The sequence below is a fragment of the Brevibacterium sp. 2SA genome (genome assembly GCF_005502845.1).
Lineage (GTDB): Bacteria > Actinomycetota > Actinomycetes > Actinomycetales > Brevibacteriaceae > Brevibacterium.
On sequence record NZ_SCMW01000022.1, the window covers coordinates 18,406 to 30,286 of the forward strand.

Genomic DNA, 11,881 nt, shown 5'->3' on the forward strand with positions numbered 1-11,881 from the left:
TCAGTCCGAGCCGGACTCACCATGAGTTCAGCTCAGTCCGAGCCGGACTCAGGGCAAGTCGGACTCAGAGCTTCGCCTTGATCTTGTCGATGCGCTCCTGGCGCTTCTCCTTGCGTTCGGCCTTCTTCTCCTCCTTGACCTTCTGACGCGCGGCTTCGGCGGCGGCGTTGGCGGCGTCTTCGGCCGCGGCGACCTCGGCGAGCACGTCGTCCTCGGGACGGCGCAGCAGGGACGCACCGGTCGACTTCGCGAAGTCGTCGAGGACGGTGGGATCGGATTCGACGACCTCGGCGATCACACCGGTCTTCCCCGCCGGCAGAGCCGCACTGAACACGGAGAGCGCGTCCTCGGCGTCGAAGGAGCGCTCCGCGTCGACCGTCGAGCCGATGAGCGCACCGGCGGCGAAGCCGAGGAGCATCCCGAGCGGTCCGCCGAGGACGCCGATGAGCGCGCCGATGCCGCCTCCGCCGAGCGTCGAGAGGCCGAGGTCGTTGTCCTGGCCGTCGGTGACCCGCAGCTGGCCCTTGTCATTGCGTTCGACGACCGCCGAGGCGACGATCGAGAGCGCCTCGGAGTCGAGGTCGCGGAACTTGCTGAAGGCCTCATAGGCGGATCCTGAGTTGTCCCAGGTGAGGAGAATGATATTGGTTTCGGACATGGCACGCACCTGCTTTCTCCACGCGGCTCGGTCAGCCGCGAAGGTGGGGATGGAACGCCCCATCGGGGTCGGTGGGGTACTGAGAACTCCACCATCCCTGTAGTGGAGGGTCAATGACAGGTCATCAAGACGGATTGTTTTCCCAGGGGGCGGTCAGACTCGGCGACGAGGCGGCCGACGGGCGCGTCGCCACGGTGCCGTCGGTGCGGTGCCGTCGGCAATGTGATCCGCAGTCGAGCCGTCCCCTGCTCAGCCGAGGTCGCGGCGGGCCATCGTCTGCGCGGCCCGGGCCGCGTAGTCGGCCGGATCCGGGTAGCCCACCCCGGTGAGGACGAGACCGTGGGCCGGGGTGACGTGCATGGGTCCGGTCGCGGTGATCCCGGCGTCCGCCTCGGCGAGGAGCTCCGCGGGCCGGGTCACCGGCCACGCCCCCGACCCGACGCGGATGAGCCCGCCGACGAGCGCGCGGACCATGTGATGGCAGAACGCGTCGGCGCGGAGGTCGATCGTGATGACGGCGTCCTGGTCGCGGGCGACGTCGAGGTCGTGGAGGGTGCGGATCGTCGTCGCCCCGTCCCGCGGCTTGCAGAAGGGGAGGAAGTCGTGGAGCCCGCGGGCCTCATGCGCGGCCTCGGCCATCGCCTCGGCGTCGAGCTCCCCCTTGTGCCGGGGCGTCATCGCGGTGAGCAACGGGTCGAGGAACGACCGGTGGTCGGCCAGACGGTACTGGTAGGAGCGCCACAGTGCGGAGAAGCGGGCGTCGAAGTCGGCGGGCACCTCGGTCACGGCGTGGATGACGAGGTCGTCGGAGCCGTCGACGGTGAGCACACCGCGCAGGCGGGAGAGCAGGGCCTGCTCCGGCGACCGGGCCGATCGTCCGATGAGCTTGGCCAGTCCGGCCTCGTCGACGTCGATGTGGACGACCTGCCGCTGGGCGTGGACACCGGCGTCGGTGCGGCCGGCGACGACGGTGGCCACCTCGGTGCCGGTGACCCGGGCGAGCCCGTCCTCAAGGCTGCCCTGCACGGTGCGCTGGCCCGGCTGCTTCGCCCAGCCGTGGAAGTCCGTGCCCCGGTAGCCGAGGTCGAGGCGGAAACGGGTCACGCCTCGACCACTCCCCGCTCCGGTCCCTGGTCGGCGCTGTCGGCATCGCGCGCCGAGGCGGTCGCGCCGGTTCCGCGGGGCACGGTCGTGTCCGTTCCGTGGGGAACGGTCGTGTCCGCGACCGCCTCGGTGAAGTGCTCGCGCGGGGTGAAGACCCGGCCGAAGAGGCGCGAGAGAGTGCGCCGGCGCTGGTGGTGGTAGCGGTCGACGTTGGCGTTGTAGAGCCGGGAGACAGCGATGATGCGCTCGGAGAGGACGCTGAGCTGACCGTGGAGCAGCTGGACGGTCATGTCGAGTTCGTCGCGCATCCCCGTCGAGGCGTCGGGTCCGCCGGTCGCCTCGGCGCGGCGTCCCGGGAGAGCCGCGGCATCGTTGATCTCCGCCGTCAGGGCGTTCTCCGCGGCCGCTCCCCGAGGGCCGAACGGCGCGCGTTCGGCGGAGGCGAGCGCGAGTTCGAGCGGGGAGAGATCACGCGTCGTCACCTGCTGGAGGGTGCCGAGGTAGGCCGGGACGAGGGCATGCCGGGCGCGGAGTTCGACGACGAGCTGCCGTTTCGCCTCGTCGCAGAGGGAGCGGGCCATCGAGAGCTGGTTGAACCGGAGGATGATGAGCATGACCGCGGCGACGACGAGAACCGAGACCGCACCGGCGGTGACGATGGTCCAGAACACCCGGGCTCCTCTCACGTGCAGTCGGCCGAGGTGCCGGCGACCGCCTCGGCGGTTCAAGTTTACGCAGGGTTCACCCTCGTCGCGAACGCGTCGACCCCCGGTCACCTGGCCGGGCCGATTTCCGACAGTGGTCGCCGACACGTCGCCTGTCCGTCGCCGTGTCTTCACTCTGGCGGCGTGGACTGAGTGCTGTGAGAGTAGCGATCATTGCAGAATCCTTCCTCCCCAACATGAACGGGGTCACCCACTCACTCCTGCGGGTCCTCGAGCATCTGTCCGATCGCGGCGACGAGGTCCTCGTCATCGCCCCGGGCACTCGCCGCGACGGCCCCAAAGAGGTGTCGGGGGCGAGGATCGTGCGCGTCCCCTCGATCGCCCTGCCGAAGTACCGGCGCATCCGCGTCGCTCCCGGCGGCGTCACCCGGATCCGGCGTCTGCTCGAGAAGTTCTCCCCCGATGTCGTCCATCTCGCCAGTCCCTTCGTCCTCGGGTGGCGCGGGGTGCTCGCCGCGCAGAGCCTCGACCTGCCGACCGTGGCGATCTACCAGACCGAGGTGCCCGCCTATGCCGCGCGCTACGGGATGCACGGCATCGAGGCGATGCTGTGGACCCACGTGCGCAACATCCACCAGCACGCCTCCCTCACCCTCGCGCCCTCGTCGTACACGATCGCGCAGCTCCAGGGTCTCGGCGTCGCCGAGGTCGATCACTGGGCCCGCGGAGTTGACTCGAGCCGCTTCGACCCCAGCCACCGCTCCGAGCAGTGGCGGCGCTCGGTGGCTCCGAACGGGGAGCGGATCATCGGCTTCGTCGGTCGGCTCGCCGCGGAGAAGCAGGTCGAGGACCTCAGCGTGCTCGCCGATGTGCCCCATGCCAAGCTCGTCATCGTCGGCGACGGTCCGTGGCGGTCGAAGCTCGAGCGTCTGCTGCCGAACGCCCACTTCGCGGGCTTCCTCGGCGGGGACGCCCTCGCTCAGGCGGTCGCGAGCTTCGACCTCATGGTCGCTCCCGGTGAGCTCGAGACGTTCTGCCAGACGATCCAGGAGGCCATGGCCTCCGAAGTGCCGGTCATCGCCCCGGCCCGCGGCGGTCCCCTCGATCTCGTCGACTCCTCGCACACCGGGTGGCTGTATGCACCGAAGGACCTCGCCGCAATGCGTCAGCACGTCGTCGATCTCCTCGGCGACGAGGCCAAGCGCCGGGCCTTCGGCGTCGCCGGACGCCAGCAGGTGCTGTCTCGGTCGTGGAAGAGCGTGTGCTCCCAGCTCGTCGGCCACTATTCCCGCGCAATCGAGAATCCCACCCCGCAGGTCATGGGCCGCAGCTTCAACGTCCTCGCCTGGGCGGGTGCGGAAGGCACCACGACCCGCTGACGATCGAGCCGCCAGTGCCGGTGGCAGGCTGCGCACCCGGCCAACGCACCCGGCTGCGGCTCACTCCGTGCCGTCAGCGTTCGCGCCCTGCGCACGGGTGACCAGCCACGCGACATAGAACGAGAGGGGCAGCGCAGTGGCGTAGATCGCGATCGGCGAGACGATGCCGCTGCTGAGGGTCATCATGACGACGAGATAGACGAGAGCCCCGAGGAGCGCGAACCGGTCGGCCGGGACTGCTCGAACCTTCCGCCGCAGGCTCACCCACAGTCCCGCACCAGCGAGGATTGCGGCGATGACCTGGACGGATGACAATGCGCTCGCGGTCTCGGGCACGCTCTGTCCGTTGCGGCCGACGCTGATGACGGAGAAGAGCAGAGCGGCGATGATGACCAGGGGCATGCGATCCTCTCTTCGGTTGCGGTCCGCTTCCACCGTAACAGGACCACGCACACACGGATTCGCGTGCTCGCGGCGGCTCAACCCGCAGGTCATGGGCCGCAGCTTGGGCCTCCCTGAAATCGAGACGGACACTTCGCGTCGAGACCGACAGTTGTCAGTGCCGGTCTCGACGCGAAGTGTCCGTCTCGATGGCTGGGGCGTTACTTCCCGACCCACTCGGCGACGGTGACGACATCGGCCTGCCAGGGCAGCACCTTCTCGATGAGGACTCGGTGGACCTCCTCGTCGCGGTCGGCGCAGGCATCGGCGAGGATCGTCACGGGATAGTCGAGGTCGGCGGCCTGCCGCATCGTGGCGAGGACGACGCCGCGGGTGGCGATCCCGGCGAGCACGAGCTCGGTGGCCCCGAGGCCCCGGAGCACCTCGGCGAGGTCGCTGCCGCTGAACGCCCCGACGCGGCGCTTCGTCACGAGCAGCTCATCGTCCCGGCGCCCCATGACATCGAGGATCTGCGTCGCCTCGCTCTCCTCGGACAGGTCGCCGTGGGAGGCGATGCGCATGAACGGTGAGGTCTCGGGCAGCTCGGGATAACCGGGTCGCAGCGCCACGTGCACCCAGACGACGGGGATGCCGACCTGCCTGGCGTGGGCGATCGCGTCCTTCGTGCGGGCGACGACGTCAGCCTCGGCGAAGGGCCCGGCGATGCCGTTCTGGAAGTCCATGGCCAGCAGGACGGTGCCGGTGTGGTTCTTCATGAGCATCTCCCCTCTGTGCGGGGTCACTCGCCCCGCTGTCTCCGACGGTACTCCGGAGATCGGGTCATCGGGGTGGGCATCTCTGCTGGCGATCAGTCGACGATGCCGCGGGCGTCGAGGGCGCGCCCCGTGTCCTGCGCGTACTTCACCGATCGGAGGATCGCGGGCACGACCCGAGCCCTGAGGCTCGTCTCGAGCCCACGGGCGCGGGCGGCCCGGTCGGCGTCGGTCAGCAGCCCCGAGATGTGCGAGATCGCGCGGACCATGAGTCCGGCGGTCAGGGCGATGACCTCGGTGTCGACGCCGAGGCGGCGCAGCGGGGAGACGATCGCCGCGAACGCGTCGAGGAGCTGGCCGACGGTCGTCGTCAGAGTGAGCAGCAGTGCCGCCTGGACGCAGGCGAAGACGGTGCCGGCCACGGCCAGACCGGCCTGCAGGGTTCCGAAGAAGACCTGGAGGACCATGACGATGACGACGAGAACCGCCGCATACGCCCAGGTCAGGGCGAACCGTCGGACGGGCAGGCGGGCGCTGAAGCCGACGAGGACAAGGACGGCGAAGATCGACCAGTTGATGATCGGGTCGCGGAAGATCAGGGCGACAAGACCGATGACGGCGATTGCCGCGAGCTTCCACCCCGTCGGCACCCCGTGCAGCCAGCCCCGTTGCCTGCTCACCGTTCCGAAGAACTGAGGGCGACGCCGGACCCCGGCCCGCGACCGGCCCGCGCTTCGTGCCTGGCCGGCTTGGGTCTGCGCTGCCTGGGTCTGCCCTGCTTGGGTCTGCCCGGCTTGGGTCTGCGCTGCCTGGGTCTGCCCTGCTTGGTTCTGCCCTGACTCAGTCATGGGTCTCGCTCATGACGATCTCCCGGTAGGCCGCGACCGCCTCGGTGGGGGTGCCGTCGTGGGCGATGCGCCCGGCCTCGACGACGATGGCGCGGTCGGCGATCCCGGCGAACTCGAGGTCGTGTGTGGAGACGATGATGCGGACGCCGCGTCGGGCCACGAGGTCGTTCAGCCGTGCGCGCAGCCGCTCCCGGTTGCGCAGGTCGAGCAGGGTCGTCGGTTCGTCGAGGACGAGGATCTGCGGGTCGACGGCGAGGACGGCGGCGAGGGCGACGAGCTGCCGCTGCCCGCCGGAGAGCTCATAGACGCTGCGGTCGGCGAGGTCGGCGATCCCGAGTTCGTCGAGCACGGCGAGGGCCGCCGCCCGGCGTTCGCGTTTGGGCACGCGGCGGCGCAGGGAGAGTTCGATGTCCTCGAGTGGGGTCGGCATGACGAGCTGTGCGGCCGGGTCAGTGAAGACGAAGCCGACGTGAGAGCGCACCTCGGCGGGCTGCCGGGCGGGATCGATGCCGTCGATGAGGACCTGTCCGGCGTTGGCGGTGACGAGTCCGTTGAGCAGCTGGAGCAGCGTCGACTTGCCCGATCCGTTCGCCCCGATGACGGCGACCGCGGGCTCGGTGAGCCGCAGGTCGATGTCGGTGAGGATCGGCCGGAAGGCATCGCCTGTGGGAGTGTCGTCGACGACGCCGACCGTCACCCCGGACAGGGAGATCTCCCGGTGGTCCCTCGCCCGGGCAGGGGTGGATCCGGCCGACACCGAGGCGGCCCCGGGGTCTGCGGCGGACCCGGGCACCGCCTCGGGGTCGGCTGCGGACCCGGGCACCGCCTCGGCGGTCGATGGGGCGTTCGATGATGGGCGGCGGCGGAAGATCACTCGGCGTCCGGGATCTGGGGGCGGACGCCTCGGCGGCGGAGGATGTCGGGGAAGGCCCGGTGGATGAGCAGGGCCACGGACACCGCGAGGATGTTCTTGATGATGTCACCGGGCCAGTAGATGAGGTCCGCAGCGAAGGCGACGCCGAGCGGGAGGTCGCCGTTGATCGACATGCCGAGGATGCCGAGCGGGTGGTTGAGCAGGAAGCTCGCGCCGAGGGAGCCGAGGAACATCGCGACCCACAGGGCCGCGCCCCGATAGCGGCGCAGCGCCCAACGGGCGACGAATCCGGCGGCCAGGGCGTAGAGGGTGAAGGAGATGATGTAGCCGGCGCTCGGGCCGGCGAGGACGGCGATGCCGCCGCGCATCCCCGAGAAGATCGGCAGTCCGAGCAATCCGAGGACGACGTAGAGCCCGACGGCGGCGGCCCCGCGCCACGGGCCGAGGACGAGGCCGCACAGCGCCACAGCGAAGGTCTGCAGGGTGATCGGCACGCCCACCGGGCCGACGGGGATCGGGGGCAGCATCGCGAACGCCGCGAGCAGGGCGGCGAAGACCGCGATGAGCGCGATGTCGCCGGCCCGGCTCGGGGTCTTGAGCGAAGCGGTGCCCGCCGAGGCGGCGGTGCTGTCTGCGTGGGTCATGGGTTCTCCAACGGTCGGGTCGTCCCGGGCCTCACCCGGGCTGACCCCACTGTAGCTGAACACCGTTCAGGAGTTGTCGGCGGGGCACAGATCGTGCCCCGCTTCTTGGCAGGGCTCGACCCAGCGCCCGACCCAGGGCCCGACGCGGCACCCGACCCAGCGCCCGACTCGGCACCGGTCGCGGCACCCGCGGACGCCCGAGGTCACCGCACACGAGCGGCGCTCACTCCCATTCGATCGTGCCCGGAGGCTTCGAGGTGACGTCGAGGACGACGCGGTTGATGTCATCGACCTCGTTGGTGATCCGGTTCGAGATCACCGAGAGCGTGTCGTAGGGGATCCGCGTCCAGTCGGCGGTCATCGCATCCTCGCTCGAGACCGGTCGGAGGACGACGGGGTGGCCGTACGTGCGGCCGTCACCCTGGACGCCGACGGAGCGGACATCGGCGAGGAGGACGACCGGGCACTGCCAGATCTCACCGTCGAGGCCGGCCTTCGTCAGCTCCTCACGGGCGATCGCGTCGGCCCGGCGGAGGATCGCCAGGCGCTCCTCGGTGACCTCGCCGATGATGCGGATGCCGAGGCCCGGGCCCGGGAAGGGCTGACGGGAGACGATAGCCTCGGGCACGCCGAGTTCACGGCCGATCGCGCGCACCTCGTCCTTGAACAGGGCGCGCAGGGGTTCGATGAGCTGGAACTGGATGTCCTCGGGCAGCCCGCCGACGTTGTGGTGGCTCTTGATGTTCGCGGTGCCCGACCCGCCGCCGGATTCGACGACGTCGGGATAGAGGGTGCCCTGGACGAGGAAGCCGATCTCCTCGCCTTCGTCCTTGGCCTCGAGGACGAGGTCGGCGGCGGCGGTCTCGAAGGTGCGGATGAATTCGCGCCCGATGATCTTGCGCTTCTCCTCCGGGTCGGTCACCCCGGCGAGCTCCTTCATAAACCGCTCACGGGCGTCGACGGTGACGAGGCGGACGCCGATCGAGTTGACGTAGTCGTTCTCGACCTGTTCCCGTTCGCCTTCGCGCAGCAGCCCGTGGTCGACGAAGACGCAGGTGAGCTGATCGCCGATCGCCTTGTGGACGAGGGCGGCCGCGACCGAGGAGTCGACGCCGCCGGAGAGCGCGCAGATGACCTGCTTGTCCCCGACCTGCTGGCGGATGAGGTCGACCTGTTCGTCGATGACGGACTCGTTCGTCCAGTCGGCCTCAAGACCGGCGACCCGGTAGAGGAAGTTCTCGAGGATCTTCTGCCCGTTCTCGGAATGGAGGACCTCAGGGTGCCACTGGACGCCGGCGAACTTCCGTTCGGGGTGCTCGAACGCCGCGACCGGGGTGTCGGGAGTCGAGGCGAGGACAGTGAAGTCCGCGGGCGCCTCGGCGACGGAGTCCCCGTGGGACATCCACACGGTGTAGGCATCGGGGGTCTCGGCGAGCAGTGCCCCCTGGTCGGCGACGGCGACCGGAGTCGAGCCGTACTCGCGCTTGTCGGTCTTCGCGACGCGACCGCCGAGGCTCGTCGACATGAGCTGGAACCCGTAGCAGATGCCCATCGTCGGGACGCCGAGGTCGAAGACCGCCTCGTCGAAGGGCGGCGCCGCCTCGTCGTTGACGCTCGAGGGTCCGCCGGAGAGCACGATGGCCACGGGGTTCTTGGCCGCGAACTCGGCCGCCGGGGCGTCATGGGCGATGATCTCGGAATACAGTCCCGCCTCACGGATCCGGCGGGCGATGAGCTGCGCGTACTGCGCGCCGAAATCGACCACGAGAACAGGAGGCACCTGTGTGCTCTGGGGGTTCGTCATGCCCCCAAGTCTAATCAACGGCAGGACGCGCCGGATCGCCGGCTCCGGACGGAACTCAGCGACCGCCTCGGCGAGGGTCCTCAGCTCCTGGGAGCGACGACGACCGCGGCGGCGAGCTCAGCTTCGACCTGACGGTGGATGCGGCGCTCGAGGATGAACGACATCACCGGAACGACGCCGGCGAGGGCGAGGATGAGGTAGCGGCCGAGGCTCCAGCGCATCTGCTGATTGAGCCAGAAGCAGCCGATGAGGTAGACGACGTAGCACCAGCCGTGGCTGATCGCGATCGCCGCGGCGAGATTGAAGTCACCGAACATCAGCGCCGTCGACGGGTCCGGGGCGATGAGGTACTTGTAGATCATCTCGACCGTGAGGATCATGAGCATCGTGCCGGTGATGATCGCCATGACGCGATAGAACTTCAGGGCATTGCGCGCCGAGGTGAAGCGCTTGACGCTCCACAGGTTCGACTCGTCGACCTCGGGGCGGGAATCGAGGTTCTCGGGGTGGTCGCTCACGCTTCGGGTCCTTCGGTCGTGGTGCTGGCAGTCGGGGAGGGCTGGGTCTGGCTGTCGGCTCTGCGCGGTTTCGCCCCGCCGTGCCGGTGGGCGGGCAGTCCGGTCAGCCCGGACATCACCTCGGGGTCGATCCGCGCCTGGCCGGCAGGTTTGACGATGACGTAGTCGCCGCCGGTGGACGGGTCCTTCCCGTTGCCCCCGGCCTCGCCGAGGCGGGTCCTGACGTAGTCGTCGCGCAGCAGCTGCCACCACATGTAGAGGGCCATGCCGGCGAAGATCAGCCATTCGATGGCGTAGACCGCCGACTGCAGGTTGAAGCCGCCCTCGTCGCGGGTCGTCGTCGTGTCGACCTGGGTCAGTCCCCCGGTGCCCACCGAGGCGGCCGCGCCGGTGGCGGACTCGGGCATGAGGAAGCCGGAGTACGTGAGCAGGTCGGGGAAGAGGTTGATGAGCTGCGAGGTCGAGACCGTCTTCACCTGCCCTGGCGGCAGGTCGGTGCCGGGTTCGGGCCCTTCGACGGGACCGATGCGCGCCACGAGCGACACCGGGCCCTCGAGCGCCCGTGAGTTCATCGCCGTCGCCTCGTCGGTGGTGAAGCCGCGGAGGACGGGGATGGCGATCGTCTTGCCGGTCGTGTCCGCGACGGCTCCCTCGCCGAGGCGGGCGTCATCGGGGGCGAACATCGTGACGACCCAGTACCCCTCTTCCCCGTCGTTGATCCGGCCGGGAACGACGACCTGGTCGTCGGGCAGCCAGCGGCCGGTGAGACTGACCCGCTGATCGGCGAGGATGCCCGGCATCGGGGCCTGGGCGCCCATCAGCTCGTTGAAGTCCTTCGTCTCGTCGACATCGGTCGAGGACACGACCTCGTTCTTGTGCTGGGCACGGTCGACCTGCCATGCCGACAGTCCGACGAAGCAGCTGACGAGCACGAGGACGAAGACCAGGGACCCCAGCCATTTGGGAGTCAGTGCCAGACGGAACAGATCAGACCACCGATCCAGGCTGGTACGGGGACACGGTGACGTCGACGCGCTGGAACTCCTTGAGGTCGACGTACCCGGTCGTGGCGAGCGCCCGGCGCAGCGCACCGGCGAGGTTGAGTTCGCCGATCGCAGTGCGACCGGGACCGAAGAGGACCTGTTCGAGGCTGCCGACCGTGCCGAGTTCGACGCGGTGGCCGCGCGGCAGCTCGGGATGGTGGGCCTCGGCGCCCCAGTGCATGCCGCGGCCGGGGGCCTCCGTGGCGCGGGCGAGCGCAGTGCCGAGCATCACGGCGTCGGCGCCGACGCCGAAGGCCTTGACGATCTCACCGCTCGTGCCCAGACCGCCGTCGGCGATGACGTGGACGTAGCGGCCGCCGGATTCGTCCATGTAGTCGCGGCGGGCGGCGTGGACATCGGCGATCGCGGTGGCCATCGGGGCGTGGATGCCCAGCGTGCGCCGCGTCGTCGCCGCCGCTCCCCCGCCGAAGCCGACGAGGACGCCGGCGGCACCCGTGCGCATGAGGTGGAGGGCGGCGGTGTAGGTGGCGGCCCCGCCGACGATGACGGGGACGTCGAGTTCGTAGATGAACTGCTTGAGGTTGAGCGGCTCGGCCTGGCTCGAGACGTGTTCGGCCGAGACGGTCGTGCCGCGGATGACGAAGATGTCGACACCGGCATCGACGACGGTCTTGTAGAACTGCTGCGTGCGCTGCGGGGTCAGGGCACCGGCGACGGTGACCCCGGCGTCGCGGATCTCCGCGAGACGCGCGGTGATGAGTTCGGCCTGGATGGGCGCGGAGTAGAGCTCCTGCATCCGGGACGTCGCCATGTCCGAGGGCAGCTGGGCGATCTCGGCGAGCAGCGGGGCGGGGTCCTCGTACCGGGTCCACAGGCCCTCGAGGTCGAGGACGCCGAGACCGCCGAGGCGGCCGAGCGCGATGGCGGTGTCTGGCGACATCGCCGAGTCCATCGGCGCGCCGATGAACGGCAGCTCGAAATGGTAGGCGTCGATCTGCCAGGACAGGGAGACATCCTCGGGATCGCGGGTGCGACGTGCGGGGATGATGGCGATGTCGTCGAGCGAATAGCCCCGACGACCGCGCTTGCCTTTGCCGATCTCGATTTCAGAACTCACGCGCACAGCCTATCCCACCGGACTCTCAGGAGGTCTCAGCCGACTGTGAGGGAGAGCGCGACTGCGGAGGCAGGTCAGTGCCGGGGTGCGGCCGCGCGAATTGCCTCCCGGA

13 protein-coding genes are annotated in these 11,881 nt (G+C 69.8%); 1 reads left to right on the plus strand and 12 read right to left on the minus strand.

Annotation, left to right across the window (positions count from 1 at the left end; translation table 11 throughout):
* Nucleotides 1-64: 64 nt before the first annotated feature.
* From FFS20_RS09635 to FFS20_RS09645, 3 genes are all read right to left on the minus strand, one after another.
* Nucleotides 65-658, minus strand: a complete 594-nt coding sequence (locus tag FFS20_RS09635) for a DUF1269 domain-containing protein (protein WP_137825632.1) — start codon at nucleotides 656-658, stop codon at nucleotides 65-67.
* 249 nt (nucleotides 659-907) lie between these two features.
* Nucleotides 908-1,762 (minus strand): tRNA pseudouridine(38-40) synthase TruA, encoded by an 855-nt coding sequence (truA, locus tag FFS20_RS09640; protein ID WP_137825633.1) that lies wholly within the window; start codon nucleotides 1,760-1,762, stop codon nucleotides 908-910.
* Nucleotides 1,759-2,433 (minus strand): LemA family protein, encoded by a 675-nt coding sequence (locus tag FFS20_RS09645; protein ID WP_137825634.1) that lies wholly within the window; start codon nucleotides 2,431-2,433, stop codon nucleotides 1,759-1,761. Before FFS20_RS09645 ends, truA begins: the two co-directional genes overlap by 4 nt.
* A 230-nt stretch (nucleotides 2,434-2,663) precedes the next feature.
* On the opposite strand from FFS20_RS09645, the gene FFS20_RS09650 reads away from it, so the two are divergent.
* Nucleotides 2,664-3,806, plus strand: coding sequence for a glycosyltransferase family 1 protein (locus FFS20_RS09650; protein ID WP_137825635.1), 1,143 nt, complete (start codon nucleotides 2,664-2,666; stop codon nucleotides 3,804-3,806).
* A 60-nt stretch (nucleotides 3,807-3,866) separates the two neighbouring features.
* On the opposite strand, the gene FFS20_RS09655 is transcribed toward FFS20_RS09650, so the two are convergent.
* The 9 genes from FFS20_RS09655 to FFS20_RS09695 all read right to left on the minus strand — a co-directional run bounded on the left by FFS20_RS09655 (nucleotide 3,867) and on the right by FFS20_RS09695 (nucleotide 11,769).
* Entirely contained in the window at nucleotides 3,867-4,208 is a 342-nt protein-coding gene (locus FFS20_RS09655) for a hypothetical protein (protein ID WP_137825636.1), read from the minus strand.
* Nucleotides 4,209-4,408: 200 nt separating this feature from the next.
* The gene (locus tag FFS20_RS09660; RefSeq protein ID WP_137825637.1) at nucleotides 4,409-4,963 is read right to left on the minus strand and encodes a cysteine hydrolase; all 555 of its coding nucleotides are present in this window, start codon (nucleotides 4,961-4,963) and stop codon (nucleotides 4,409-4,411) included.
* A gap of 92 nt (nucleotides 4,964-5,055) precedes the next feature.
* Complete coding sequence (locus FFS20_RS09665; protein ID WP_249356770.1) at nucleotides 5,056-5,640, minus strand: CbiQ family ECF transporter T component; 585 nt, start codon at nucleotides 5,638-5,640, stop codon at nucleotides 5,056-5,058.
* A gap of 160 nt (nucleotides 5,641-5,800) precedes the next feature.
* Nucleotides 5,801-6,520, minus strand: coding sequence for an ABC transporter ATP-binding protein (locus FFS20_RS09670; RefSeq protein WP_249356774.1), 720 nt, complete (start codon nucleotides 6,518-6,520; stop codon nucleotides 5,801-5,803).
* Nucleotides 6,521-6,678: 158 nt separating this feature from the next.
* Nucleotides 6,679-7,326: a biotin transporter BioY gene (locus FFS20_RS09675; RefSeq protein WP_137825639.1), complete on the minus strand. Its 648-nt coding sequence runs from the start codon at nucleotides 7,324-7,326 to the stop codon at nucleotides 6,679-6,681.
* Between the two features lie 223 nt (nucleotides 7,327-7,549).
* Nucleotides 7,550-9,130: a glutamine-hydrolyzing GMP synthase gene (gene guaA, locus FFS20_RS09680; RefSeq protein ID WP_137825640.1), complete on the minus strand. Its 1,581-nt coding sequence runs from the start codon at nucleotides 9,128-9,130 to the stop codon at nucleotides 7,550-7,552.
* Nucleotides 9,131-9,210: 80 nt separating this feature from the next.
* Complete coding sequence (locus FFS20_RS09685) at nucleotides 9,211-9,648, minus strand: DUF3817 domain-containing protein (protein ID WP_137825641.1); 438 nt, start codon at nucleotides 9,646-9,648, stop codon at nucleotides 9,211-9,213.
* Entirely contained in the window at nucleotides 9,645-10,580 is a 936-nt protein-coding gene (locus tag FFS20_RS09690; RefSeq protein WP_249356771.1) for an SURF1 family protein, read from the minus strand. Before FFS20_RS09690 ends, FFS20_RS09685 begins: the two co-directional genes overlap by 4 nt.
* Before the next feature lie 55 nt (nucleotides 10,581-10,635).
* Complete coding sequence (locus FFS20_RS09695) at nucleotides 10,636-11,769, minus strand: GuaB3 family IMP dehydrogenase-related protein (RefSeq protein ID WP_137825642.1); 1,134 nt, start codon at nucleotides 11,767-11,769, stop codon at nucleotides 10,636-10,638.
* Nucleotides 11,770-11,881: the final 112 nt, after the last annotated feature.

Coding starts and splice junctions, on each gene's coding strand:
- FFS20_RS09635 (WP_137825632.1), bottom strand. CDS start 658: ATGTCCGAAACCAATATCATTCTCCTCACCTGGGACAACTCAGGATCC.
- FFS20_RS09650 (WP_137825635.1), top strand. CDS start 2,664: ATGAACGGGGTCACCCACTCACTCCTGCGGGTCCTCGAGCATCTGTCC.
- FFS20_RS09655 (WP_137825636.1), bottom strand. CDS start 4,208: ATGCCCCTGGTCATCATCGCCGCTCTGCTCTTCTCCGTCATCAGCGTC.
- FFS20_RS09660 (WP_137825637.1), bottom strand. CDS start 4,963: ATGAAGAACCACACCGGCACCGTCCTGCTGGCCATGGACTTCCAGAAC.
- FFS20_RS09675 (WP_137825639.1), bottom strand. CDS start 7,326: ATGACCCACGCAGACAGCACCGCCGCCTCGGCGGGCACCGCTTCGCTC.
- guaA (WP_137825640.1), bottom strand. CDS start 9,130: ATGACGAACCCCCAGAGCACACAGGTGCCTCCTGTTCTCGTGGTCGAT.